Source organism: Lentzea sp. NPDC042327, from assembly GCF_040647275.1.
Taxonomy (GTDB): domain Bacteria; phylum Actinomycetota; class Actinomycetes; order Mycobacteriales; family Pseudonocardiaceae; genus Lentzea.
In genome coordinates this window covers 1-23,238 of the sequence record NZ_JBEZBX010000026.1, presented here as the reverse complement: position 1 = coordinate 23,238, position 23,238 = coordinate 1, and the positions used below count along the sequence as shown (strand labels likewise).

The window sequence follows — 23,238 nt, the reverse complement described above, 5'->3', positions numbered from 1 at the left end:
GATGGCGTGCAATCAGGAGTACGCGCCTTGGCCGGTCGGGCACCGTCCGGTTCGCTGGTCGCGTGCCCACGGAGAAGGAACGCCTCGACGTCGTCGAACCGCAGGTCGCCACGCTGATCAGCCACGTCGGCCAGCTCGCCGCGGAGCTGGAGCGGGTGACGGCGCGGCTCACGGCGCTGGAGCGCAGGCTGTCCGGTGCCGGCGACGGCGCGCTGGTGGACCTCGACGCGGTCGCCGACGACATCGCGCCGCTGGTCAGTGCGCTGCGGACGGCGTGGGACGCGGAGCAGGAGCTCCTCGCCGACCCGATGCGGGTCGAGCTGCGCCGGGAGGTGCTGGAGTTCGAGGGCCTCAAGGCGCGCCGCGACGAGGCCCGCTCCAGGCTCGCCAGCGGACGGGTGCCGCGCTTCGAACGCGACGCCCTCAGCCACGAGGTGCGCCAGGTGGAGTGGCTGATCCACGCCAACGAGGCCAGTGCGCTCCGCGCGGCCGAACGGCTGGCGGCCGACGAGGAGGCCGTCGGCGAGGAGTGGCGCACCGAGGCCGTGCGCGCGGGTGAGAAGGCCCGCGCCGAGATCAGGGACGCCGCCGCCCGCCGCATCTCCGACGCGCTCGGGCAGTACGCGCGGATGCCGGTGTGGTTCCGCGTCGGCCTGGGCGAGATCACCGCGCCGGACCCGTCGTTCTGGCTGGAGTCGGCGATCGCGGTCCTCGCCTACCGGCTGGAGTACGGCGTCACCGACGCGGTCTCGCCGCTGGGCACGCCGCCGTCCGCGAGCAGCGGCACCGAGGCGTGGGTGCGCCGGGCCGACGTCCACGCCGACGTCGCCGACCGGCTGGCGACGCTGGCCGCCACGTTCCACCTCCAGTAGCCTTGCTGCAACCGCACGGTTGCAGGAGGGCTCCGCAGGGTGAAGCAGGACGATCAGGACCGGGTCAGCGAGGTTCTCGCCGCGCTCGCGGACCCCATGCGCCGCCAGGTCCTCGACCTCGTCGCCGCCCGCGGCCCGGTGTCGGCGTCGGCGCTCGCGGGCGAGCTCCCGGTCAGCCGCCAGGCGATCGTGAAGCACCTGGCCGTGCTCGAACGCGCCGAGCTGGTGACGTCGCGGCGGGCCGGCCGGGAGAACTGCTTCTCGGTCCGGTCCGACGCGCTCGACGCCACCGCCTCCTGGATGGCGTCGCTGGCCTCGCAGTGGGACAGCCGCCTCGCCAGGCTCAAGCGGATCGCTGAGGCATGAGGTTCCCGCCGACCATCGTGGCCAGCACGGGGATGCCGGCGATCGCGTCGCTGGTGCGCGGGTCGTCGCCGAGCACCACGAGGTCGGCGAGCTTGCCCGGGGTGAGGCTGCCCAGCACGTCCTCCTTGCGGCACGCGTAGGCGCTGCCGAGCGTGTACGCGCGGATCGCCTCCTCGACGCTGATCGCCTCGTCCTGACCGACCGCGCGACCGCCGGACGACCGCCGCCGCACCATGAACTCGATGCCGCGCAACGGTGCGCCGTCCGCGACCGGCCGGTCGGAGCTGCCCGCCACGGTGATGCCGTGGTCGAGGAACGACCGCCCGCGGTACAGCCAGGGCGCCCGGCCCGGTCCCATGATCTCGCTGTAGTCGTCGCCGTAGGCCCACAGGAACGTCGGCTGGACGACGGGGATCATCCCGAGGGCCGCGATCCGCCCGAGCTGTTCGGGACGCACCAGGCCGCAGTGCTCGACCCGGTGCCGGGCGTCCGGGCGCGGTCGTGCGGACTGCGCCCGCGCCACCGCGTCGAGGGTGAAGTCGATCGCACGGTCGCCGATCGCGTGGACCGCGAGCTGCCACCCGGCGTTGTGCGCGTCGGCGATCGCCGCCCGCATGAGCTCCTCCGGCTCGGCGAGCTGCCCGACGTTGTCGCTCCCGGCGTACGGCTCGGTCAACGCGGCCGTGCGCGCGATCATGCCGCCGTCGGTCCACAGCTTCATGGCGCCCAACGACAGCATGTCGTCGCCGAACCCGGTGCGCAGCCCGAGGTCGATCGCCCGTGCGATGCCATCGGCCGGATCGGCGGCCACGTCGTGCAGCACGTGTGCGGACACCATGAGCTGCACCCGGATCGGCAGCTCGGCCCGTTGGTGGGCCAGGGCCTCCAGCGGGCTCGACGCGATCAGCCCGGCGCCGATGCCCGCCTCCGCGCACATCGTCACGCCCTCGGCCAGCACCTGCTCCGCACTGCGCCGCAGCTCGTCGACGACCTCGTCGACCGAGTAGGGCAGCCGCAACGACCGCGCGGCCAGCTGTTCGTTCTCGGTCAGCCAGCCGTCGCTCGTGATGCCCGGCAGCTGGCGCAGCACGGCGGAGTTCACGACGCACGCGTGCCCGGACAGGTCGGCCACGTACACCGGCCGGTCGCCGCTGATCGCGTCGAGGTCCACCGCGGTCAGCGGGCGGTCCATGATCCGCCGGTCGTAGCCGGACGCCTCGATCCACGCCGTGCCGGGCGCGTCGGCCAACGCGTGCTGCACGGCGGCGACGGTGTCCAGCCCGGTCACGTCGACGGTGCGCCGGCCGTTCCACGCCAGGTGCGTGTGCGCGTCGATGAAACCGGGAAGCACCACGGCGCCGCCGAGGTCGATGGTCTCGGCCGCCGACAGGTCCTCGACCTGCTCGTCCAGCCCGGCGATGCGGCCCTGCCAGATGCCGATCGTGTGCGCGGCGGGGCGGGCCGGGTCCATCGTGAGGGCCCGGCAGCCCGTCAGCTTCAGGTCGAGTCTCACGCGGTCGCGAGGACCGGCACGGGGGTGTTGGTCAGCACGGAGTCCAGGATCTCACCTGACCGCACCGCGACGTTGGACAACAGCGACGACGTGATGCCGTGCGAGTGCTCGGTGCCGCCCTGGACGTAGATGCCGCCGCGCAACGACGTCCGCACGCGGTAGTCCCGGCCCACGACGAGCCGCCCCGCGGCGTCACGGGCGCACGCCGCGTCGAGCGCACCGAGGGCCGGCGTGGCCTCGTCGTATCCGGTCGCGAGCAGCACCAGGTCGGTGTCGAGGAACTCCTGCTCGCCGGTGACGAGCGACTGCACCACGGCACGGGCGCCGGTCGCGGACTCCTCGACCGCCACGAGCCGGGTCATGTTCATCATCTTCAGCCGCTCGGTGCCGAGCACCTTCTCCCGGTAGGTGGTCCGGTACAGCTGGGCGATGAGGTCGACGTCGACCACGGAGTAGTTGGTGTTGCGGTGGTAGTCCATCAACCGCTGCTTCACCGCGTCCGGCGCGTCGAAGTAGTGGTCGACGGCCTCCGGGTCGAAGATCCGGTTCGCGAACGAGCTGTCGTCGGCGGGGCTGTAGCCGTAGCGGGAGAACACCGAGCAGATCTCGGCACCGGGGAACTCGCGGTGCAGGTGGGCGACCGCTTCCGCCGCGCTCTGCCCGGCACCCACGACGACAAGGCGCTTCGGGTCCTTGAGCTCACCGACGCGGTGCAGGAACTGGCTGTTGTGCCACACGCGGTCCGACAGCACGACGCCCTCGGGAACGGTCGGGCGCAGGCCCGTGGCGAAGACGAGGTTGCGGGCGCGGTAGACGTCACCCGTGGCGGTCGTCACCTCGAACAGGTCGTCCTCGACCGCTTCCACGCCAACGGCTTCCGCGTCGTAGGTGACCAGGTCGTCGACCTGCGCGGCGGCCCACTCGAAGTAGTCGTGGAACTCGACCCGCAGCGGGAACAGGTTCTTGTGGTTGACGAAGTCGACGAGCCGGCCGCGGTCCTTGAGGTAGCACAGGAACGAGAAGCGGCTGGTCGGGTTCCGCATGGTGACCAGGTCCTTGAGGAACGAGACCTGCATCGTGGCGTCGTCGAGCAACATGCCGCGATGCCAGCCGAACGCCTGCTGGCGTTCCAGGAACACCGCGGTGACAGGGGTTTCGGCCTGCTCGTTGTGCTCGGTGAGAGCGATGGCGAGCGCCAGGTTGGAAGGTCCGAACCCGATGCCGACGACGTCGTAGATGGGGTGCACGAGCATTCAACTTAGGGCAGCCTAAGCTTATCTGCAAGCACTTCGTTAGGTTAGCCTGACCGTATCTCACCGCGTCGAAGGAGGACACCCCCATGAGGGTCGTCATGTTCGGGTTCCAGACCTGGGGTCATCGCACCCTGCAGGCACTTTTGGCATCTGAGCACGAGGTCGTCCTGGTGGTGACCCACCCGAGGGGTGAGGGCGTGTACGAGAAGGTCTGGAGCGACTCGGTCGAGGACCTGGCCCGCGAGAACGGCGTCGACGTCCTGATCCGCGAACGGCCGGAGGACCAGGAGCTGCTCGACGCGCTCAAGGCCGCCGACCCGGACGTGATCGTCGCGTGCAACTGGCGGACGTGGATCCCGCCGCAGGTCTTCGCCCTGCCCAAGCGCGGTACGCTGAACGTGCACGACTCGCTGCTGCCGAAGTACGCGGGCTTCTCCCCGTTGATCTGGGCGCTGATCAACGACGAGAAGGAGGTCGGCGTGACCGCGCACATGATGGACGACACCCTCGACGCCGGCGACATCGTGCTGCAGCGCTCGGTCCCCGTCGGCCCGCGCGACACCGCCGCCGACCTGTTCGCCAAGACGCTGGAGCTGTTCGGCCCGATCACCGTCGACGGCCTCGCCGAGATCGCCTCCGGGCGCACGGACTTCACCAAGCAGGACCGGTCGCAGGCCTCCTTCTTCCACAAGCGCGCGGAGGAGGACCTGCGCATCGACTTCACCTGGAGCGCGGAGGAGCTGGACCGGCTGGTGCGGGCGCAGTGCGCGCCGTACCCGAGCGCGTTCTGCTTCCACCGCGGTGAGCGCCTGGAGATCATCGAGGCCGACGTCTCCGCCGAGGTCTACGGCGGCACCCCCGGCCGCATCTTCTACCGCGAGGGCGACGGCGTGGCGGTCGTCGCCGGCGCAGAGGCCCGTCGCGGTCGCAGCAAGGCGTTGCTGGTCAAGAAGGTTCGCACCGCGGACGGCACCGAGCTCAAGGCGCAGGAGTACTTCCGCACCATGGGCGGCTACCTCACCTCGCGTCCGCAGTAACACCGCTCGTCCGGCATGCGGAATCACGGGCCGGGTGACCTGCCCGTGACCCGCATGGTCGATCATTGCCGCATGAATCGCGCTGCGGTGACGTCACTTGTCGTCTTCGTGCTGCTGGTGGCAGTGGGCTGGTACCTGACGGAGCTCCAGTCGAAGGACGACGGGCCCACGACGACCAGCACGCCGGCACCGCGGCCGGGCAGCTCGACCGACCTCAACGCGCTGCAGATCGCGCCAGAGGGCAAGATGACCGGCTACAGCCGCGACCGGTTCCCGCACTGGGCGTCGCAGGGGGACTCCTGCGACACCAGGGAGATCGTGCTGCAGCGCCAGGGCGCCGACGTCACGACGGACAAGGACTGCAAGGCCGTCTCCGGCACCTGGACCAGCCCGTACGACAACGTGGTGGTCAAGGACGCGGCCGAGATCGACATCGACCACACCGTGCCGCTGGCCGAAGCCTGGCGCTCCGGCGCCGACAAGTGGACCGACGAGCAGCGCAAGGCGTTCGCCAACGACCTCGGCGGCATCCAGCTGGTCGCCGTGACCGCGAAGACCAACCGCGGCAAGGGCGACCAGGACCCGGCGAAGTGGAAGCCGCCGGTGGAGTCCTACTGGTGCACCTACGCCCAGCACTGGATCTCGGTGAAGATCAGCTACAAGCTGACCGTCGACCAGGCCGAGCACGACGCGCTGGCCGCGCTGCTCAAGGCCTGCTGACCGCCTCGGCGGCACGTCGCCGGCGGGCGACGACATCCGCGCAGTGACCGCGGGCCCGGCCGTGGACGGGCCCGGTTGGCTTGTCGGTCGCGGCGTTCGGGGATGGTGGCCCGGATGCCGCGGCGGCTCAGGCGAGAGCGGATGGGCTTGCTGGAGCAGCCCTTGTCCGCTCGGGCAGGGCACGCCACGACACCCCGGTCTTGGCTTGAACAACACCCGTTGCCCGCACGCCGGTCATCCACCCGCGGACGACCACTCACACCCGAGACCGGCTGCAACCACATCCGCGCGGTGACCCGGCCCGGCCGTGGACGGGCCGAGTCGCGCCGGCGCTAGCCGACCTGGACCGACTCGAACAGGCCGGACAGCTTCCAGTGCGTCACGTAGCCCATCGCCTCGGCCGCGATCAGCACGTCGAGCTTGCCCAGGTTCGTGCGCTTGGGCATCTGGTAGGCCTTGCCGCGCCGCGCGTCGAGCACCATCGGCGTGGCGCCCGGCAGCGTGCCGGCGGTGGTGTGCTGCAGTATCCGCAGGCCGACGTTCGCCGCCTCCCTGGTCAGCGGCACCTCCTTGGTGTGGACGAGCACCGCGTAGGTGGAGCCGTCCTTGCGCCGCAGACCCAGGTGCGGGCGCACCCGGAGCGTGAGCTCGCCGGCCCGGTAGGTGGTGCCCTCGACCGGCACGCCGGTCGCCTTGAACGCGGCGAGCCAGGGCAGGAAGCCGTCGGCGATCTCCTCGAACGCCCGCGGCTGGCCGGTGCGGTTGGCGGCCATGACGGCCTTCTTCAGCTCCAGCTCGGGTTCGGTGGAGTTGACCGCTCGGCGCATGGCGTCGCGGATCGGGTTGTAGAAGCCGCAGACCCTCGGGTCGTCGGTCAGGTACATCCCCCGTTGTTCCGACACGATGTTGATGCGTCCACGCTGACCGCTCATGACGTACTCGGTGAACGACAGTGCGGTGACGCTGACGTTGTTGTCCGGCAACGTTCTCTCCCCTCGTACCGCCTTCTTCACCTGACGTTAGCGGAGGGGTCTGACAAAAACGGTGCTGCTCCGAACGGGCTAGTGATTACGTAGTGTTGCTTGTTCACTCAATCGTGTGGCACTCAGGGTGGTGCTCTGGACCTCATTCGGTGAACGGACCGTGACGGACCGGCGACCGATCAACCACCTGACCGCTCGTCTGCCGTTCGCCGACGCTCACCCAACGCTCACCGCACGACCAGCGGGAGTAACCCTGCGTAGAAGATCAACTGAAGACAATGGGTTCACCAGGAGATTTCGCAGCGAGGGAGCACGATGGCGGGAAAGGCGGTTCAGGCCGCTGGATGTTCACCCGAAAGGGAGGGTGACCGTCGGCCGATGAGGTGGCCCGTCCGCCTCGGCCAGTGGCCGCACGCCGCGCAGGTGACGGTCATCCTCGTGCTGATCGCGCTGCTGCTGTGGGCCATCGCCCTCACCCTCGGCCCGGACCAGGCGTTCATCGTCGGTTCCGCCGGTGTCGCCGCCAAGCTCATCTGCATGTACCTCGACACCCGCACCGGGGACTAGCGCGCGTAGCGCTCGGCGGCCCGCGCCTTCGCCTTGGCCGCCTCGACCTCGCGGTCCTTCGGCGGCGCCGACGTCACCAGCGCGTCGAGCAGTTCCTGCGTGGCCGCCGCGACGGCCGCCACCGCCCGGTCGAAGGCCTCCTGGTTCGCGGCGGACGGCTTGGCCGCACCGCTGACCTTGCGCACGTACTGCACCGCGGCGGCCTGCACCTCCGACGAGGTGGCCGGCGGTTCGAAGTTGTGGAGCACCCGGATGTTTCGGCACATGCGCCCACTCTATGACCGCTTCGGCGGCGCGGCGCGGGTGTGGATGCGTTCGCCCTGCTTGCCGAACAGGCTGATGATCTCCGCGGGCCTGCCGTCCGCGCTGCTCATCGCGTGCGGCTGGCGGCAGTCGAACTCGGCCACCTCGCCGGCCCGCAGCACGACCTCCTTCTCGCCCAGGCGCAGCCGGACCCGTCCGCTGAGCACGTAGAACCACTCGTAGCCCTCGTGCACGCGCGGCTCGTGCAGCCGGTCGTCGGTGATGATCATCTTCCACGCCTGCAGCGGGCCGATCGAGCGGGTCAGCGGGACGGCGACGCGGCCGTGGTCGAGCTGGCGCGGCTTCAGCTGCACCCTCGGGTCACCGACCTCCGGCGCTCCGACCAGGTCGTCGAGCGTGACCTGGTAGGTGCGCGACAGCGGCAGCAGCAGCTCCAGCGTCGGCTTGCGCTGGTCGGTCTCCAGGCGCGACAGCGTCGACTTGGAGATGCCCGTCCTCTCGGACAGCTCCGCCAAGGTCAGGTCGTGCTCGGCCCGCAACGCGGCGAGCCGATGTCCCAGCGTTGCCATTTCAGCAACATACGTTGCCGTTTTCGGGCTGTCGACCACATCCTCGGTCCCATGGACTACGAAGTGGTGATCATCGGCGGGGGAGCGGCCGGCCTGAGCGCCGCCCTGATGCTGACCAGGGCGCGCCGCAGCGTCCTGGTGGTCGACAGCGGTGAACCGCGCAACCAGCCCGCCGCGCACATGCACAACTACCTCTCCCGAGACGGCTTCTCACCGTTGGAGCTGCTCAAGCACGGCCGTGCCGAGGTCGAGGGCTACGGCGGCGAGATCGTGCGGGACGAGGTGCGGTCCGTGGCGAAACGGGACGACGGGTTCGCCGTCCGGCTGGCTGAGCGCACCGTCGGAGCGCGCGCCGTGCTGTTCGCGACCGGGCTGGTCGACGAGGTGCCGGAAAACCTGCGCGAGCGCTGGGGCCGTGACGTCTTCGGCTGCCCGTACTGCCACGGCTACGAGGTGCGCGACCAGCGGCTTGTCGTGTTCGGCGAGGAGAAGAAGGTGGCGCTCGTGCGGCAGTGGTCCGCCGACGTCACGCACGTCGAGTCGGTCGACGGCGTCGAGGTGGTCGACGACCGGCTGGTCGCGGTGATCTCGAACGGCGAACGCCACCCGGCCGACGCGCTCGTGTACTCCGCGCCGGTCAAGCCGCGCGACGAGCACCTGCTCGCCCTGGGGGCCGAGACCGAGGACACCATCGCCGGTCCGTTCGTGCGCACCGACCGGTTCGGCCGCACCAGCGTCCCCGGTGTCTACGCGGCGGGCAACGTCGCCGACCCCACCGCCATCGTGGTCGTCGCCGCCGCGCAGGGCGCCCAGGCCGCCGGGATGATCAACATGGACCTGCTCACACCGGCAGGCTGATCCGGAACGTCGACCCCTCGCCAGGGGCGCTCGTCACCGACACCGTGCCGCCGTGCGCCTCCACCAGGTGCCGGGTGATCGCGAGCCCGAGCCCGCTGCCGCCCGTGCTGCGGCTGCGCGACTTGTCCGCGCGCCAGAACCGGTCGAACACGTGCGGCAGGTCCTCCGCCGCGATCCCGGTGCCGGTGTCGGTGACCTCGACGACCGCGTTGCCGTTGTCCTCGAACAACTTCACGATGACCTCGCCGCCGGCGGGCGTGTAGCGCACGGAGTTCGCGACGAGGTTGCCCAGCGCCTGCCGCAGCCGCACCGGGTCTGCGGTGGCGTGCACCGGCGTGGTCTCCGCGCGCAGCAGGACCGACCGGTTCTGCTGCGCGTTCACGACCTGGTCCACGACGTCGTCGAGCGCGATCGGCTCGGGGTGCAGCCGCAGCGTGCCCGCGTCGGCCTGCGCCAGGTCGTGCAGGTCGTCCACGAGCCGTTGCAGCAGCAGCGACTCCTCCAGCAGCATGCCGACCAGGTGCGGGTCCGGCTCGGCCAGCCCGTCCTGGGTGGCCTCCAGCCAGCCGGTGATGGTGCCCAGCGGCGTGCGCAGCTCATGCGCGACGTCGCTGACCAGCGCCTGCCGCTGCCGTTCGGTCTCGGCCAGCTTCTCCGACATCGCGTTGAACGACCGCGCCAGCTCGCCGATCTCGCCGCTGCCGCCGTCGACCCGCGCCGTCCGGTCCCCCTCGGCGGTGCGCTTCGTGGCCGCGGTGAGCGCCCGGATCGGCCGCACCAGCTGTGCCGCGGTGAGCCACGACGCGAACCCGGCGAGCGCGAGGATTCCCAGCGCCACCAGCGTGATCCGGGTCGTGCCGGTGGTGGACAGGTCGATCGTCATCGGCTCGTCGCCGGTCACCGGCGTGAGGAACAGCTGCGCCTGCTCGGCGACGTGCGGCCGCAGCTGCTCGCGCCGCGCGCGGTCCATGCACGCCACGTCCTCGGGCGGCGAGTCGCGGACGGTCGTGATCTCCCAGTCCAGCGCCGCGGGGCCCGGCGACTTGGCCATGACCCGCCCGCCGGGGAACTCCTCCTCCAGGCACTCGGCGAACAACCGCTGCAACTCCCCGTACGCCGCCTTCTCCGTCACCGTGAGGGTGTAGAGCCGTTCCCCGGCCTCGCAGTCGTCCCAGATCGAGAGCCGGCCGGGTTCGTCGCCCGCCAGCCGCGGCCGGCCGTTGGGCGCGTCCACGGTCCTGATGGAGGAGTTGCACTGGCCCAGCCGGTCGGCGTGGGCGTGCAGCGTCCGGTACTCCTCGTCGGTGAGCTTGAACGGTCCCACCGCCCGCGGGTCGATGCGCCCGTTGACGTTCAACGGGTCGATGATCGCCTTCGGGGTGATGGGCAGCTTTGGCGAGCTCTCGTTCCCGGTGTCCACCAACTTCTTGCCGCTGTTGTCGGTCAGGGCGATGCGCCGGTCGTGCTCGCGTGCGATGCGGTCCACTTCGGACTTCGCCGCGCTCCAGTCGCGGTGCGCCGCCGCGTACGCCACCAGCTCGTCGATGATCCGCGCGTCGGTCTCGAAGGCCTCGCCCTGCTCCTGCCGGATCGTGCCGGTCGTCGCCTGGCTCGCGAGCCAGGCCGTGACGGCGATCGAGCAAGCCGCGATCACCAGGGAGAACAGGAAGAACCGGACCAGGAGGCTGTTCATGCGAGCTTGTAGCCGATGCCGTAGACGGTGAGGAGCCGTTCGGGTCGCCGCGGGTCCTTCTCGATCTTGCGGCGCAGCTTCATCATGTGCACGTCCACGGTCCGCGCGGTGATGAACCCGTCCTCCAGCAGCTGTTCGCGCGTGAACACCCGCTGCGGCTGCGCGGCCATCTTCGCCAGCAACCGGAACTCCGCCGGGGTCAGCGCCACCGGGTCGTCGCCGAGGTGCACCTCGTGCCGGACCGGGTCGACCACCAGGTCACCCACCCTGAGCACCGCCGCGTTCGTCTCACGCGCCCGCCCGGCACGCCGCAGGATCGTGCGGACCCGCGCCACCATCTGCCGCGGCCGGAACGGCTTGGTGATGTAGTCGTCGGCGCCGAGGTCGAACCCGAGCAGCACGTCGTCCTCGGTGGAGCGGGCGGTCAGCAGCACGATCGGCACGTCGGACTCCGCGCGGACCACGCGCACCACGTCGATGCCGTCCACCAGCGGCATCATCACGTCCAGCACCAGCAGGTCGGGGTTGCGCCGCCGGGTCTCGTCGATCGCCGCCCGCCCGTCGTGCACGACGACCACGGAATGCCCGTCGTGCTCCAGGTAGCGGCGCACCAGCTCGGCCTGGTGGACGTTGTCCTCGGCGACGAGGATGTGGGCGCACACGTGGGCAGTATGCAGTCCTTCACGACAGTCAAGCGGGTCGCAAACAGGTTCTTCATCAGTTACGGCGAGCGTGGTCGCCATGAAGAGGCTGTACGTGTCGCTGGGGGCGTGCGCGGTGGCGGCGGTGCTGCTCACGACGACCCAGCCGGTCGCGGAGACGTCCCCGGCCGCGGCGCCGACGACCACCACCTCGACGACGCCGTCCGCGGCACCTGCGGCGCCGCCGGTGGCGCGCGTCTACGCGTCCGGCTCCGGCCTGCCCGACGGCCCGGACTTCCCGGTCGCGGGCGCCGGCACGTTCCACGTCGTCCCCGCCGAGGGCCACGTCGTCGGCACCGGCGGCCCGGTGCACACCTACGCCGTCGAGGTCGAGGACGGCATCCCGGTGGATGAACAGGCCTTCGCCGCTTTCGTCGACGCCACCCTGGCCGACCCGCGCGGCTGGACCGCGACCGGCGCCCGCCGGGTGCAGCGCGTCTCCGGGGCCGCCTTCGTGCGCATCCGCCTGACCTCGCAGCAGACGGCCCGCGCGGTGTGCGGGTTCGAGATCCCGGTCGACGTGTCGTGCCGCGACGGCGGTCTCGTCCACCTCAGCGCCGCCCGCTGGACCCGCGGTGCCGTCGCCTACCTCGGCGACCTCACGGGGTACCGGCGGTACGTGGTCAACCACGAGGTGGGCCACGCGTTCGGCCAGCCCCACCGGCCCTGCGCGACCGAGGGCGGACCGGCGCCGGTGATGATGCAGCAGACCTTCAGCGTCTCCAACGACGAGATCGTGCGCATCACCGGTGGCGTGCCGCAGGGCGCGGTCATCCCGCGGGACGGCAAGACGTGCGCGCCGAACCCGTGGCCGCATCCGTGACCGTGGTCGTCATGACGGCCGAGCTAGTGGACCACCAGTTCGCGCGCGTGTTGCCGGTCGCCTGACAGCACACGCGCCCCCGCGCGGTACTCGCTCGGGCTGACTCTGTGCACGCGCTTGAACGCGGCGCTGAACCCGAACGCGTCCGCGTACCCGACCCGCTTGGCCACCGCGGCGACCGTGGCCGTCGAGTCCGTCAGCAGGTCGGCGGCCAGTGCCATCCGCCACTCGGTCAGGTACGTCAGCGGCGGCGTGCCGACCAGCTTCGCGAACCGGCCGGCCAGCGTCGTGCGCGACACCTTCGCCTCCCTGGCCAGCAGTGCGAGCGTCCACGGCCGTGCCGGGTCCGCGTGCATCGCCCGCAACGCCGGACCGGCCACGTCGTCGGCCAGCGCGCCGAACCAGCCGGTGCGGTGCTCGCTGTCGAACCAGGTCCGCAGGCCGCACACCATGATCCAGTCCAGCAACCGGTCCGCCACCACGCCCGACTCCTCGTCGAGCGTGCCGTAGAACTCCGCACACCCCTCCGTACCGCGGGACACCAGCACCTCGGGCAGCACCGCGGCGAGCCTGCTCGCGACGGCACCGGTGAGGTCGTAGGTCCCGGTCACCACCTCGGCCCGCCCGGTCAGCGTGAACGGTCCGCGCGCGACCAGGACGTCGCCCGCCCGCGCGGTCTCGCCCGCGACCTCCACCCAGCCGGACACCAGCGCGTACACGGCGAGGCGGTCGCACTCGACGGTGCCGATGACCTCCGACCGGCGCAGGTCACCGCCGTCCGCGCGCACCCCGCGCAGCAACTCCTCGAACGGGTCCATGACACCCACGATAGTGGCTCGAACGATCGAACATCATCGATGAACTCTCGGACATGGGCCGATCGCGCCGGTCCCGGTTGGCTGGACGCCATGACACAGGAGATCTTGGTTCTGGGCGCCACCGGCAAGACCGGCCGCCGCGTGGCCGACGCCCTCCGCGGCGCCGGCGCGACCGTCCGCCCCGCGTCCCGTTCCAGCGCGGTCCGCTTCGACTGGACCGACCGCTCCACCTGGCGGCCCGCCCTCACCGGTGTGACCGGCGCGTACCTGATCGCACCGCACGACCCGGCCGACGCGGCACCGTTCGTCGAACTGGCCGAAGAGCAGGGCGTCCGCCGCCTGGTGCTGCTCTCCGGTCGCGGCCTCGACCGGACCCCGCGCCACGTGTTCGCGGGCATGCACGCGGCCGAGGACGCCGTGCGCGCCTCCGGGCTGGACTGGACCGTGCTGCGCGCCAACAACTTCACCCAGAACTTCTCCGAGGAGATCTGGGAACCGGAGGTCCGCGCCGGCCGGTTGTCGCTGCCGGTGGACGACACCCCGGAACCGTTCGTGGACGTCCGTGACATCGCCGACGTGGCGGTCAAGGCGTTCACCGAGGACCACGCCGGGCGGACCTACGACCTGAGCGGGCCCGCCGGGGTGACGTTCGCCGACGCGGTCGCCAAGATCGGCGCGCGGACCGGGCGCACCATCGAGCTCGTCCGGCTGACACCGGAGGAGTACCGGGACGTGTTGCTCTCGTACGGCGTCTCGGAGGAGGAAGCCGCGGAGCTGAACGGCATGTTCGAGGGGATGCGCAAGGGCCTGCTCGCGACCCCGGCCGACGACATCGCACGGCTGCTCGGCCGCCCGGCCACCGACTTCGACACCTACGTGGCCGACACCTGGGGCTGACGCGGCAGCAGCAGGTGCACCGCGAACCCCGCGGCCGCCGTCAGCACGGCCTGGTAGACGACCGAGAGCCGGTACTGCCCCGCGACCAGGAACGCGGCCTCCAGCCCGGTCGTCCACCAGCCGGCGAGCGCACCGAGCCCCAGCACGTGCCACCCGAAGAACCCCGCGCACCAGCCGACCACCGCCCAGGCCGCCCGCCCTCCCCGGCGCACGAGCAACCCGGTCGACACCGCCGCCACCGCGTTGAACGCGAGCGCGATGCCCGTCAGCGTCGTGTCAGCGCTCCACACCAGACTGGCCAGGGTCTGCACGACGAGCACCGCGACCACCACACCGATGCCCACCCGCGTCTTGTCCACGCGTCACGGTAACGCGCGGAATCGCGAGGCAACCGGTTGACTGTCACCGGCGTCGTCATGATCGGAACCAACTGGGGAGTTGATCTCGTGAAACCACTGTTGATGGCGGCGGCGCTGCTGGTCGGTCTGGCACCGGCGGCGACCGCCCAGGCCGGGTCCGGGGCCCAGACCCCGGCGCTGTCCTGGCAGGACTGCCAGGACGGGTTCCAGTGCGCCACCGCCGAGGTACCGCTCGACCACGACCAGCCGCGTGGCACGAAGATCGACCTCGCGCTGATCCGCCTGCCCGCGACCGACCCGGGCAAGCGGATCGGCTCGCTGTTCGTGAACTTCGGCGGCCCCGGCTCGTCCGGCGTCGACCGGCTGCGCGCCCGCGCCAGGTGGGAGTGGCTGTTCTCGTCCGAGCTGCGCTCCCGCTTCGACGTCGTGTCGTGGGACCCGCGCGGCATCGGCAGGAGCGCGACCGTGCGCTGCTTCGACTCCGTCGAGGACCAGCAGGCGTTCCTGAACTCGATCCCGCTCTACCCGGTCACGGCCGCGGACGAGCCCGCGTTCCACGCCAAGCACCAGGAGTTCGCCCAGCGCTGCGAGGACAGGTCGGGCGACCTGCTCGACCACGTCTCGTCGGCGAACACCGCCCGCGACCTCGACCTGCTGCGCAAGGCCGTCGGTGACAAGAAGCTGACCTACCACGGCATCTCCTACGGCACGCACCTCGGCGCGATCTACGCGAACCTGTTCCCGGACAAGGTGCGCGCGCTCGTGTTCGACGGCTCACTCGACTTCATCGGCAACGCCACCGGCCACGGCAACCAGGGCAGGACCGTGCCGCTGGACACCCGCCAGGACGTGCCGCGCGGCACCGCCGAGACGTTCGACCAGTTCCTGACCCAGTGCGCGGCAGCAGCCACGAAGTGCGCGTTCGCCGGCGGTGACCTGAAGAAGAAGTGGGCGGCCCTCGTCACCAAGGTGACCGCGACACCGATCACCACACCCGACGGCACGTTCGACCGCGCCGCGCTGATCGGCACGGTGTGGGACGCGATGTCCCAGCCCGACACCTGGCAGTCCACCGCCCAGGTCCTGCAGACCGTGTGGGAGACGCAACCCGCGCTCACCCGCACCGCCGCCGCGGCACCGGACTACATCTCCAACCGCACCGAAGCGTTCAACGCGGTCCAGTGCTCCGACAGCAACTTCCCGCGCGACACCGCCGCGTACACCAGGTACGGCAAGAGCGAGGACGAGCGCGTCCCGTACTGGGGCCGCCCGATCGTGTACGACATGATGCCGTGCGCGTTCTGGCAGGGTCGTGACACCGACCGCTACACCGGCCCGTGGAACCGCTGGACCTCCGCGCCGATCCTGTTCGTCAACAGCAGGTTCGACCCGGCCACCCCGCTGCACGGCGCACAGGACGGCGCCGCGGAGATGGCCCGCACGGGCTTCCTGACCGTCGAGGGCTCCGGCCACACCTCGATGTACGTCCGCAGCACGTGCGCGGAGAAGGCCAAGCGCGAGTACCTGTTCACCGGCGTCCTGCCGACCCAGCGCACCTGCGCCGTCGACCAGGCCCCGTTCGCCTAGCACCCGCTCGGCACCGTCCGGTGTGGACGGTGCCGAGCTCACTCCCGGCTCCGCCCCATCCGCACCAGCACGTCGAGCTGCGCCGAGTTGTACAGGTCCACCAACGCCCGCCCCGCAGCCTCACTGGCGTACTTCGCCCCACGCGGCGCGTCGGCGTAGATCCCACCGGGGAACATCACCTTCATCTCCCGCACGATCGGCAACTCCAGCATCGCCTCCGCAAGCCGCTGCCGAGTCCCCTCATCCGCGTCCTCGGCCAGCTCGTCGAACTCGACCTCCACCGGCCACCGCCCGTGCTCCCGCACCGACTCCGCATACCGCGCGAACGTCTCCGGCGCCAACACCTGCGCCAACACCACGGAAAACGCCCGATCCGCCGCAGACAGGTCCGCCTCCGCCACCACCTTCGCCACCGCCGGCGGCAACTCGGTGGGCGACGCCTGCCGCAGGATCACCCCCAACTCCACCCGCACCCGCTGCAACCGCTCAATGGTGCTCGCCAACTCCGCATCGAGCACCCGCAACGCCTCCTCCGGGTGCTCATCCGCATCCCCGAGCTCAGCGATCCGCGCCAACGACAACCCAAGCCCGGTCAACCGCTTGACGCGCAACACCCGCACCAGGTGCGCCACCCCGTAACTCTTGTACCCGTTGGCCCTGCGCTCCGGCTCCGCCAGCAACCCCACCTCGTGGTAGTGCCGGATGGTGCGCAACGTCGTGCCGGCCAGCTCCGCCAACTGCCGGGTGCTCCACCCCACGCCCCGCACTCCCTTCGCCGCGTCCAGTCAAAACCATGCCGCAACGGCACACTCAACGCGCGCTCAGAGGCAACCGGCTAGATGGACCGAAGCTCATCGAGGTAGGAACGGACGGCAGGTTCGCCACCGAACCGGTTGCCGAGGACGACAGCGAGGTCGCGGGACACCATTTTCAGAGAAGGCAACGACTTCCGATCGCCTCCCAGCGCACGGCGCCCGAAGGCGATCGCACCTTCCAGATCGCCCGCACGAGCCGCCGCAACCCCCAGGGTCACCCTCGCTTCCGCGATCCGCATGGGTGCGCGCTCGAAACCTCCGGGACCGGTGCTAACCCTGATGACCTCGTCGGCGATCCCGCTGGCGAGCCGGTCGTCTCCGACGTGGCGGTAGCAGTCCATGACGTAGAAGTCGAACTTGTCCGGGTCCACCACGAAGTGGTTCTCAAGGTTGTCCGGATACGGCATCGACTCCAGCAACAACCGACCGCGGTCGAGCGCGCGTTCCATCTCGGCTCGCTCGCCCATTCGCGCCCAAGCCTTGGCTTCTTGCGCGATGAGCTGCACGGCGACGGAGTGGCGCGGCCCAGCGACGTCCTGCCCTGATCGCGCCGCAACCACAGCACCGGAGTAGTCCCCGGCGGTCAGCGCGAACCACGCGCGCATCTCATGCGCCCAGCCGAGCACGCCGGCGCTTCCCGCCTCAGCGCCGAGGCTCAGCGCGGTCCTGCGACTGGCCTCCGCGCTGCCCCGATCATCCATGTCGTGTTCGAGGCAGCCCACCAGGAGCGCGAGCCACCCGGCGAGCTCTAAGGCGTCGCGCCACCGACTGGAACTCGAATGCCGCACCTCGACGACGCGACGCAGCCAGCGACGTCCTTCCCGGAGGAGTTCGTCCGGGCGGCTGTGCGCGTACTCGGAACACAGCTGGTCAACCGTGAACCGCAGTGCCTCCAAGGTCGCGTTGTCGATCGAGGACGTCCGCAGGCGCGTCACGAGTTCCAGCGTGTCCATGCCGGTCGCGTTGGAGATCTCGAGAGCGGACCGGGTGCGGTTGTCGGGTGGGAACAGGCTGGCCGTGACTGTGTGAAGGGCTGCGGCGATGATCGGGGCGTAGTGGCTGCTGGGCTTGTTCTCCCCGCGCTCCCAGGCCTGCCAATGACGGACGAGGTGGTGGGCGCTCGCCAGCGGTTCGTCGGTGTGCCGACGCATCTCGGCGGCGGCCTCCGCCTCAGACCAGCCACGTGCCTGGCGCAACGCACGGATGCGCCGTGCCCAGTTCGGGACATCACCTGCCATCGTTCAGCCTCCCTGGTTCGCGGCCACTTGCTCAGTGAACCGTCACCAGGCGGCAGCTGGTCTGAAAGGTTTGACGCCAACCGGATGAAGATGCTGGACAAGCACTGGGCCGACCTCCGAGGAGATCGGCCCACATGCTTGCTACCTGCGGTGTAGCGCCCCTGGCAGGATTCGAACCTGCGACCTCGGGATTAGAAGTCCCTCGCTCTCTCCACTGAGCTACAGAGGCTGGAGGGGTGCGGGAGCGGCCACGATGCGTGGTCGCCCGCTGCCCCCACCGGACACATCGTCCGGAGTCGATCGTCCGTTTCCGCCCTACGGCCAAACGGGTGGCGGAAACGGGGTAAACGTGACACGGATCACGTTCTGAGGGCTGTTGAGGCTCTCTCCACGAGGGAAACGTCGAGTCTCGTCGGCTGGGGCGGTCTGCTGCCGGCCAGTAGTTCCAGGGCAAGTTCGCCGGCTCGGCGGCCCTTGTCGGCCAGGGGTTGACGCACCGTGGTCAGCGGTGGGTCGCTGTAGGCCGCCTCGGGGACGTCGTCGAAGCCTGCGATCGACACGTCGGAGGGGACCGAAAGGCCTAGGTCGCGGGCGGCCCGGAGTGCGCCGAACGCCAGTTGGTCCGAAGCGCACAGCAAAGCGCTCGGCCGGGGCGTGCGGGTGAGCAGCCACCGCGCGCCGAGACGTCCGAGCTCGCGATCACTGCCGCGCGCCTCCCACACCGGAACATTGTCCGGTTGCACCCCGGCTTTTGCCAAAGTGTCCAGGTAGCCGGCCAGGCGGTCGCGGCTCACGCGGAACGGCACGGCCGATCGGCGGTCAGCGGAGACCGGGCCGGATGCGCCGTCCGGGTGAAGGGCGAACATCAGCACGCCGAAGCGGGTGTGACCCAGGGACAGCAGGTGTTCCGCTGCGAGCGAGGTGCCCCGGTGGTCCTGGACCTCGACGCGTGCGGAGTCGGGCAGCTCGGGCTGGTCGATCACCACGAGCGGCAGGCCGCGGGCGGCCACGGCGTCCAGGGCCGGCGCGGAGTCGGGGAGTGAGTAGGCGACCATCACGTCCGCTTGTGCGCGCGTCACGATCGAGGGGCGTGGTCCGCCTGTGGTGTCGCCGGGCATGAGGACGAGGCTGTGGTCGTGGCCGTCCACGGTCTGTGCGAGGCCGTCGAGCACGATGGACAGCGCTGGATCCGTGAACGCCCCACGGAGGCCCTGCGGCAGCATGAAGCCCACGGCGGCTGACGACCGTGTGGCCAGTGAGCGTGCAACGGGGTCTGGGCCCGCATAGCCCAGAGAGCGCGCCGTCTCGAGGATGCGTTCGCGCAACGACGACGAGAGTTGGTCGGGGCGGTTGTACGCGTTCGACACCGTTGCCCGCGATACCCCGACCGCGGCGGCGACGGTGTCCAGCGTCGGCCTGCGGCGGCGGTCGGAGTCCACGGACAGCATCGTAGGCGAGGAGGCGTAAGAAGGGAGTTGGCGACTCTGAAGCGCTTCAGTCATGCTGGGGGACATGTCCCCACGGCTCGTCACGTTCGTCGTCTTCCTGCTGAACGGCGCCGTCTTCGGCACCTGGGCCTCTCGCGTGCCCGCGCTCGCCGGCCAGGTCGGTGCCGACGAGGGCGTCCTTGGGCTCGCGTTGCTCGGTGCGAGCGCCGGGCTGGCGTTCACCGCGCCCGTGGCGGCCCGGATCTGTGCCGTCTACGGGTCGCGAGGGGTGCTGATAGCGAGCACCCTCCTCTGTTCGCTCCTTCTGCCGGTGCTGGCGCTGTCGCAGTCGCCGTTGCAGATGGGGCTGAGCCTGGTCGCGTTGGGCGCGAGCGTCGCCGCGATGGACGTGTCGATGAACATCGCCGCCGTCACGGTCGTCCGCGACCTGCGGCGGCCGTTGATGCCGCAGTTCCACGCCGGCTTCAGCGTCGGCGGCCTCATCGGGTCGTTGGGCAGTGCTGCCGCCGCTCAGGCGCAGTGGACGCCCATGAGGCACTTCCTGGTTGCGGCGCTCATCGGTCTGATCGTCACGGCGATTGTGGCGAAGAGCATTCCCGGAGGAGTGGGGGAGCGGCATAGGCAAGAGGCCACCGAACGTGCCAGCGTCCTCAAGAGCCCTGTCTTGTGGTTGTTGGCGGCCGTGGCGTTGTGCAGTGCCATCGCGGAAGGGGCGACAGCGGACTGGTCGGCGTTGTTCATGGTGCGTGAGCGCGGCATGGGTGACGCGGCGGCGGCGTACGCCTATGCGGGCTTCTCGGTCACGATGGCGCTCGCACGGTGGTTCGGTGAGCCGGTGCAGCGGAAGCTCGGGCCGCACCGCCTGCTGGCCGCGGGTGGCGGGCTGGCCGCGACGGGGCTGGCGCTCACCGTCCTCGTGCCGGTCCCGGCCGCGGGCTACGCCGGGTTCGGGCTGGCCGGGCTGGGGCTCGCGTTCTCGTTCCCGGTGGTCATGGACCTGGCGGGCGAGGCGGGCAAGCGCGCGGACGGCAGTGGCGGGGAACGCGAGCTGGGGCTGGTGACCACGATCGCCTACACCGGGTTCCTCGCAGGGCCGCCGATCGTGGGCGGGCTCGCGCACGTGAGCTCGCTCGTGCTGTCGCTCGGGTTCGTGGCGCTGGTCACCGCGCTCATCATCCCGGCGACCTGGCTCGCGAAACGGGCTACGAGGCAGCCGGCAGGCGTTTGAGGGCGGTCTGGGCGACCGGCTCCAGCAGCTTCGTCGCCTGCGCGCCGGTCGAGGCCTTCTTGCTGATCGCGACCAGCAACGACTCGTTGCGCGACACCGCGATCGTGGCCGTGCACACCATGTTCTCGCCCTCCTGGCCGCAGGACAGCCACGTGGCGTGCTTGAGCGTCTGGACCTCGGAGCCCTTCGTCTGCCGGCTCTTCGACTCGTCGAACGACCGGTACGGCACCGCCACCATCACCTGGGCGTCCTCGTTCAGGACGAACAGGCACGAGTGGGGGATCTTGTCGTTCTGCTGGTTCGGCTTGTACTTGGGCGTGCCGATCGACTTCAGGTCGTCGTCGCCGATGAGCGTGCACGGGTCGACGTTCGCCGTCTTGCGCGGTGTCGCCACGGCGGGGCCGGGCGGCAACGGTGCGGCCACGGGATCGCCCTGGATGCTGTACGAGCAGCCGGCCAGGACGAACGCGACCACCAGCAGGAGGGGAGAACGGCTCACACAGGGCAACACTAGAGGGTGCGTAGGCTCCAGGCCGTGGCTATCGAGCGCTCGACCAGAACAGGTCTGATCCCACTCGTCGTCATCGGCTTCGCGGTGGCGGCGCTCGTCGCCGTCGCGCTGAGCGCGCTCTCGCCCAACCCGCCGGCCGGTCTGCTCGTCGTGCGCGTCCTCACCGAGGTGGGTGCGGTCGTGACCATCGGCTCGTTGCTGCTGGCGGCGTTCCTCGTGCCACCGCAGCAGTCCGGGAACCTCGCGGCCGACGGGTACGCGGCGTTGCGCACGGCCGGATGGGCGTCCCTGGTCTGGTTGGTCGGCGCGGTGCTGTCTGTGCCGTTCACCACTGCCTCGGCCATCGACCGGCCGGTGTCGTCGTTCACGGTCACCCAGATGATCGACACGTCGATGTTGCTGGAGCAGTCGAAGGCGTGGGCGCTGACGGCGATCGTCGTGGCGCTGCTCGCGCTCGGCTGCCGGCTGGTGCTGTCGTGGGGCTGGACCGCGGTCCTGCTGTTCGTGGCGATCTTCGCGCTGGTGCCGGTCGCGGTCACCGGCCACTCGTCGTCGGGTGGTTCGCACGACATGGCCACCAACAGCCTGTTGTGGCACCTTGTCGCCGTGGTGCTGTGGGTGGGCGGTCTGATCGCATTGCTCGCACACGGGCGCCGTGGCGGTGCGCACCTGCCGCTGGCCGCGTCCCGCTTCTCGAAGCTGGCGCTGGTCTGCTGGATCGTCCTGGCCGTCTCCGGCGTGGTGAACGCGCTGGTCAGGATCACGCCCGGCGACCTCGTGACCTCCACCTACGGCTGGCTGACGCTCGGCAAGATCGCCTGCCTGGTGGTGCTCGGCGTGTTCGGGTACTTCCAGCGCGAACGCGGCGTGAAGGGCGTGGCCGACGGCCGGCCCGCGGCGCTGCTGAAGCTCGCGGGCGTCGAGGTCCTGCTGATGATGTTCACGATCGGGCTCGCCGTCGCGCTCGCCAGGACACCTCCGCCCACCGGCAGCGTCGCGCTGCCCAGCCGCACCGAGATCGCCATCGGCTACGAGCTCGACGGGCCGCCGACCCTGGCGCGGATCCTGTTCGACTGGCGGTTCGACCTCATCTTCGGCACGGTCGCGGTCATCCTCGCCGTGCTCTACGTGCTGGGCGTGCGCCGGCTCACCAAGCGCGGCGACAAGTGGCCGGTCGGGCGCACCGCCGCGTGGCTGTGCGGGTGCTTCTCGCTGCTGTTCGCGACGTCGTCGGGCATGGGCCGCTATTCGCCCGCGATGTTCAGCGTGCACATGGAAGCGCACATGGTGCTGTCCATGCTCACGCCGATCCTGTTCGTCCTGGGCGGCCCGGTGACGCTCGCGTTGCGCGCCCTGCCGGTGAGCAAGGAGGTGCCGGGGCCGCGGGAGTGGGTCCTGGCGTTCGTGCACTCGCCGGTCGCACGTCTGCTCACGAACCCGTTCGTGGCGCTGGCGTTGTTCGTCGGCTCGTTCTACGCGCTGTACTTCTCGGGGCTGTTCGAGGCCGCGCTGCCGTTCCACTGGGCGCACCTCGCCATGAACGCCCACTTCATCCTCGCCGGCTACGTCTTCTACTGGCCCGTGATCGGCGTGGACCCGTCACCGAACAAGCTGCCGCCGCTGGGGCGGTTGGGCCTGTTGTTCGCCTCGATCCCGTTCCACGCGTTCTTCGGCGTCGTGCTGATGAGCTCGCAGAACGTCATCGGCGAGCAGTTCTACCGCGGGCTGGCGCTGCCGTGGGTGCAGGACCTGCTGGAGGACCAGCGGCTCGGCGGCGGCATCGCGTGGGCGGCGGGGGAGCTGCCGTTGCTGGTGGTGATGGTGGCCCTGCTCACGCAGTGGGCCCGGCAGGACGGCCGGGACGCGAAGCGGTTGGACCGCAAGGCCGACGCCGATGGCGACGCCGACCTCGAGGCCTACAACGCGATGCTGCGGAAGATGTCCGGGAAGGACTAGATGTACTGATTCGTGACGTTGTTGATGTCTAGGCGGTCAGTCGGGTGATGGGTGGCTGGCCGCCGAGGGCGGTGTGGGCGCGTCGTGTGTTGTAGTGGTGGACCCAGCTGGGCAGGGCGGCCAGGCGGTGGTCGTTGCCGGTCCAGGCTCGGGCGTAGGCGA

At 70.6% G+C, this 23,238-nt stretch carries 25 protein-coding genes and 1 tRNA gene; 11 read left to right on the top strand and 15 right to left on the bottom strand.

Annotation, left to right across the window (positions count from 1 at the left end):
* The first annotated feature begins 62 nt into the window (after positions 1-62).
* The gene (locus AB0A63_RS38250) at positions 63-872 is read left to right on the top strand and encodes a hypothetical protein (RefSeq protein WP_360400867.1); all 810 of its coding nucleotides are present in this window, start codon (positions 63-65) and stop codon (positions 870-872) included.
* 39 nt (positions 873-911) lie between these two features.
* Positions 912-1,238 (top strand): metalloregulator ArsR/SmtB family transcription factor, encoded by a 327-nt coding sequence (locus tag AB0A63_RS38245; protein WP_360400864.1) that lies wholly within the window; start codon positions 912-914, stop codon positions 1,236-1,238.
* Here AB0A63_RS38245 and AB0A63_RS38240 read toward each other — a convergent pair.
* Positions 1,216-2,751 carry an amidohydrolase gene (locus tag AB0A63_RS38240; protein ID WP_360400861.1) on the bottom strand — a complete coding sequence of 512 codons (1,536 nt, stop codon included), beginning with the start codon at positions 2,749-2,751 and terminating at the stop codon, positions 1,216-1,218. The genes AB0A63_RS38245 and AB0A63_RS38240 overlap by 23 nt on opposite strands.
* Positions 2,748-4,004, bottom strand: coding sequence for a lysine N(6)-hydroxylase/L-ornithine N(5)-oxygenase family protein (locus tag AB0A63_RS38235; RefSeq protein WP_360400858.1), 1,257 nt, complete (start codon positions 4,002-4,004; stop codon positions 2,748-2,750). Before AB0A63_RS38235 ends, AB0A63_RS38240 begins: the two co-directional genes overlap by 4 nt.
* A gap of 86 nt (positions 4,005-4,090) precedes the next feature.
* Here AB0A63_RS38235 and AB0A63_RS38230 point away from each other — a divergent pair, with 86 nt between their 5' ends.
* Together AB0A63_RS38230 and AB0A63_RS38225 are read left to right on the top strand one after the other, a co-directional pair.
* Entirely contained in the window at positions 4,091-5,041 is a 951-nt protein-coding gene (locus AB0A63_RS38230; RefSeq protein ID WP_360400855.1) for a methionyl-tRNA formyltransferase, read from the top strand.
* Between the two features lie 72 nt (positions 5,042-5,113).
* Positions 5,114-5,761, top strand: coding sequence for an HNH endonuclease family protein (locus AB0A63_RS38225; protein ID WP_360400852.1), 648 nt, complete (start codon positions 5,114-5,116; stop codon positions 5,759-5,761).
* Positions 5,762-6,093: 332 nt separating this feature from the next.
* Here AB0A63_RS38225 and AB0A63_RS38220 read toward each other — a convergent pair whose 3' ends face one another.
* A complete protein-coding gene (locus tag AB0A63_RS38220; RefSeq protein WP_360400849.1) occupies positions 6,094-6,744 on the bottom strand; it encodes a hypothetical protein in 651 nt (216 codons plus the stop codon).
* Between the two features lie 378 nt (positions 6,745-7,122).
* Here AB0A63_RS38220 and AB0A63_RS38215 point away from each other — a divergent pair, with 378 nt between their 5' ends.
* Positions 7,123-7,311 (top strand): hypothetical protein, encoded by a 189-nt coding sequence (locus AB0A63_RS38215; protein WP_360400846.1) that lies wholly within the window; start codon positions 7,123-7,125, stop codon positions 7,309-7,311.
* Here AB0A63_RS38215 and AB0A63_RS38210 read toward each other — a convergent pair.
* Entirely contained in the window at positions 7,308-7,577 is a 270-nt protein-coding gene (locus tag AB0A63_RS38210) for a DUF2277 domain-containing protein (RefSeq protein WP_360400843.1), read from the bottom strand. The genes AB0A63_RS38215 and AB0A63_RS38210 overlap by 4 nt on opposite strands.
* Positions 7,578-7,586: 9 nt before the next feature.
* Complete coding sequence (locus AB0A63_RS38205; protein ID WP_360400840.1) at positions 7,587-8,144, bottom strand: helix-turn-helix domain-containing protein; 558 nt, start codon at positions 8,142-8,144, stop codon at positions 7,587-7,589.
* Between the two features lie 51 nt (positions 8,145-8,195).
* Here AB0A63_RS38205 and AB0A63_RS38200 point away from each other — a divergent pair, with 51 nt between their 5' ends.
* On the top strand, positions 8,196-9,002 hold the full coding sequence (locus AB0A63_RS38200) for an NAD(P)/FAD-dependent oxidoreductase (protein WP_360400838.1): 807 nt from the start codon (positions 8,196-8,198) through the stop codon (positions 9,000-9,002).
* On the opposite strand, the gene AB0A63_RS38195 is transcribed toward AB0A63_RS38200, so the two are convergent.
* Together AB0A63_RS38195 and AB0A63_RS38190 are read right to left on the bottom strand one after the other, a co-directional pair.
* Positions 8,986-10,695 (bottom strand): ATP-binding protein, encoded by a 1,710-nt coding sequence (locus AB0A63_RS38195; RefSeq protein WP_360400835.1) that lies wholly within the window; start codon positions 10,693-10,695, stop codon positions 8,986-8,988. The genes AB0A63_RS38200 and AB0A63_RS38195 overlap by 17 nt on opposite strands.
* The gene (locus AB0A63_RS38190; protein WP_360400832.1) at positions 10,692-11,357 is read right to left on the bottom strand and encodes a response regulator transcription factor; all 666 of its coding nucleotides are present in this window, start codon (positions 11,355-11,357) and stop codon (positions 10,692-10,694) included. Before AB0A63_RS38190 ends, AB0A63_RS38195 begins: the two co-directional genes overlap by 4 nt.
* Before the next feature lie 79 nt (positions 11,358-11,436).
* On the opposite strand from AB0A63_RS38190, the gene AB0A63_RS38185 reads away from it, so the two are divergent.
* Positions 11,437-12,219, top strand: coding sequence for a DUF3152 domain-containing protein (locus AB0A63_RS38185; protein ID WP_360400829.1), 783 nt, complete (start codon positions 11,437-11,439; stop codon positions 12,217-12,219).
* A gap of 23 nt (positions 12,220-12,242) precedes the next feature.
* Here AB0A63_RS38185 and AB0A63_RS38180 read toward each other — a convergent pair whose 3' ends face one another.
* A complete protein-coding gene (locus AB0A63_RS38180; RefSeq protein WP_360400826.1) occupies positions 12,243-13,037 on the bottom strand; it encodes an AraC family transcriptional regulator in 795 nt (264 codons plus the stop codon).
* Positions 13,038-13,127: 90 nt separating this feature from the next.
* Here AB0A63_RS38180 and AB0A63_RS38175 point away from each other — a divergent pair, with 90 nt between their 5' ends.
* Positions 13,128-13,934, top strand: a complete 807-nt coding sequence (locus tag AB0A63_RS38175) for an NAD(P)H-binding protein (protein ID WP_360400823.1) — start codon at positions 13,128-13,130, stop codon at positions 13,932-13,934.
* Here AB0A63_RS38175 and AB0A63_RS38170 read toward each other — a convergent pair.
* Positions 13,910-14,293 (bottom strand): hypothetical protein, encoded by a 384-nt coding sequence (locus AB0A63_RS38170; protein ID WP_360400820.1) that lies wholly within the window; start codon positions 14,291-14,293, stop codon positions 13,910-13,912. The two genes, AB0A63_RS38175 and AB0A63_RS38170, sit on opposite strands and share 25 nt — an antisense overlap.
* Before the next feature lie 87 nt (positions 14,294-14,380).
* Here AB0A63_RS38170 and AB0A63_RS38165 point away from each other — a divergent pair, with 87 nt between their 5' ends.
* Positions 14,381-15,880: an alpha/beta hydrolase gene (locus AB0A63_RS38165; RefSeq protein WP_360400817.1), complete on the top strand. Its 1,500-nt coding sequence runs from the start codon at positions 14,381-14,383 to the stop codon at positions 15,878-15,880.
* A gap of 38 nt (positions 15,881-15,918) precedes the next feature.
* Here the strand turns inward: AB0A63_RS38165 and AB0A63_RS38160 are convergent, their stop codons facing one another.
* From AB0A63_RS38160 to AB0A63_RS38145, 4 genes are all read right to left on the bottom strand, one after another.
* On the bottom strand, positions 15,919-16,638 hold the full coding sequence (locus AB0A63_RS38160; protein ID WP_360400814.1) for a MerR family transcriptional regulator: 720 nt from the start codon (positions 16,636-16,638) through the stop codon (positions 15,919-15,921).
* A gap of 77 nt (positions 16,639-16,715) precedes the next feature.
* Positions 16,716-17,933: a helix-turn-helix transcriptional regulator gene (locus AB0A63_RS38155; RefSeq protein WP_360400811.1), complete on the bottom strand. Its 1,218-nt coding sequence runs from the start codon at positions 17,931-17,933 to the stop codon at positions 16,716-16,718.
* Positions 17,934-18,089: 156 nt separating this feature from the next.
* A tRNA-Arg gene (locus AB0A63_RS38150) sits at positions 18,090-18,162 on the bottom strand.
* A gap of 130 nt (positions 18,163-18,292) precedes the next feature.
* Positions 18,293-19,372, bottom strand: a complete 1,080-nt coding sequence (locus AB0A63_RS38145) for a LacI family DNA-binding transcriptional regulator (protein ID WP_360400808.1) — start codon at positions 19,370-19,372, stop codon at positions 18,293-18,295.
* 73 nt (positions 19,373-19,445) lie between these two features.
* Between AB0A63_RS38145 and AB0A63_RS38140 the strand changes: the two genes are divergently transcribed.
* Positions 19,446-20,609, top strand: coding sequence for an MFS transporter (locus AB0A63_RS38140; RefSeq protein WP_360400805.1), 1,164 nt, complete (start codon positions 19,446-19,448; stop codon positions 20,607-20,609).
* Here the strand turns inward: AB0A63_RS38140 and AB0A63_RS38135 are convergent.
* Positions 20,584-21,108, bottom strand: coding sequence for a hypothetical protein (locus AB0A63_RS38135; RefSeq protein ID WP_360400802.1), 525 nt, complete (start codon positions 21,106-21,108; stop codon positions 20,584-20,586). The two genes, AB0A63_RS38140 and AB0A63_RS38135, sit on opposite strands and share 26 nt — an antisense overlap.
* Before the next feature lie 36 nt (positions 21,109-21,144).
* Here AB0A63_RS38135 and AB0A63_RS38130 point away from each other — a divergent pair, with 36 nt between their 5' ends.
* Positions 21,145-23,076: a cytochrome c oxidase assembly protein gene (locus AB0A63_RS38130; RefSeq protein WP_360400799.1), complete on the top strand. Its 1,932-nt coding sequence runs from the start codon at positions 21,145-21,147 to the stop codon at positions 23,074-23,076.
* A gap of 28 nt (positions 23,077-23,104) precedes the next feature.
* Here AB0A63_RS38130 and AB0A63_RS38125 read toward each other — a convergent pair.
* On the bottom strand, positions 23,105-23,238 hold a 134-nt coding region (locus AB0A63_RS38125; protein ID WP_360401011.1), incomplete at its 5' end, for an integrase core domain-containing protein.

What these genes read in the sequence shown, in the direction of transcription:
- AB0A63_RS38200 (WP_360400838.1), top strand. Translation starts at nt 8,196, where the DNA reads ATGGACTACGAAGTGGTGATCATCGGCGGGGGAGCGGCCGGCCTGAGC.
- AB0A63_RS38180 (WP_360400826.1), bottom strand. Translation starts at nt 13,037, where the DNA reads ATGGACCCGTTCGAGGAGTTGCTGCGCGGGGTGCGCGCGGACGGCGGT.
- AB0A63_RS38155 (WP_360400811.1), bottom strand. Translation starts at nt 17,933, where the DNA reads ATGGCAGGTGATGTCCCGAACTGGGCACGGCGCATCCGTGCGTTGCGC.
- AB0A63_RS38225 (WP_360400852.1), top strand. Translation starts at nt 5,114, where the DNA reads ATGAATCGCGCTGCGGTGACGTCACTTGTCGTCTTCGTGCTGCTGGTG.
- AB0A63_RS38230 (WP_360400855.1), top strand. Translation starts at nt 4,091, where the DNA reads ATGAGGGTCGTCATGTTCGGGTTCCAGACCTGGGGTCATCGCACCCTG.
- AB0A63_RS38185 (WP_360400829.1), top strand. Translation starts at nt 11,437, where the DNA reads ATGAAGAGGCTGTACGTGTCGCTGGGGGCGTGCGCGGTGGCGGCGGTG.
- AB0A63_RS38210 (WP_360400843.1), bottom strand. Translation starts at nt 7,577, where the DNA reads ATGTGCCGAAACATCCGGGTGCTCCACAACTTCGAACCGCCGGCCACC.
- AB0A63_RS38195 (WP_360400835.1), bottom strand. Translation starts at nt 10,695, where the DNA reads ATGAACAGCCTCCTGGTCCGGTTCTTCCTGTTCTCCCTGGTGATCGCG.
- AB0A63_RS38215 (WP_360400846.1), top strand. Translation starts at nt 7,123, where the DNA reads ATGAGGTGGCCCGTCCGCCTCGGCCAGTGGCCGCACGCCGCGCAGGTG.
- AB0A63_RS38235 (WP_360400858.1), bottom strand. Translation starts at nt 4,004, where the DNA reads ATGCTCGTGCACCCCATCTACGACGTCGTCGGCATCGGGTTCGGACCT.
- AB0A63_RS38140 (WP_360400805.1), top strand. Translation starts at nt 19,446, where the DNA reads ATGTCCCCACGGCTCGTCACGTTCGTCGTCTTCCTGCTGAACGGCGCC.
- AB0A63_RS38205 (WP_360400840.1), bottom strand. Translation starts at nt 8,144, where the DNA reads ATGGCAACGCTGGGACATCGGCTCGCCGCGTTGCGGGCCGAGCACGAC.
- AB0A63_RS38175 (WP_360400823.1), top strand. Translation starts at nt 13,128, where the DNA reads ATGACACAGGAGATCTTGGTTCTGGGCGCCACCGGCAAGACCGGCCGC.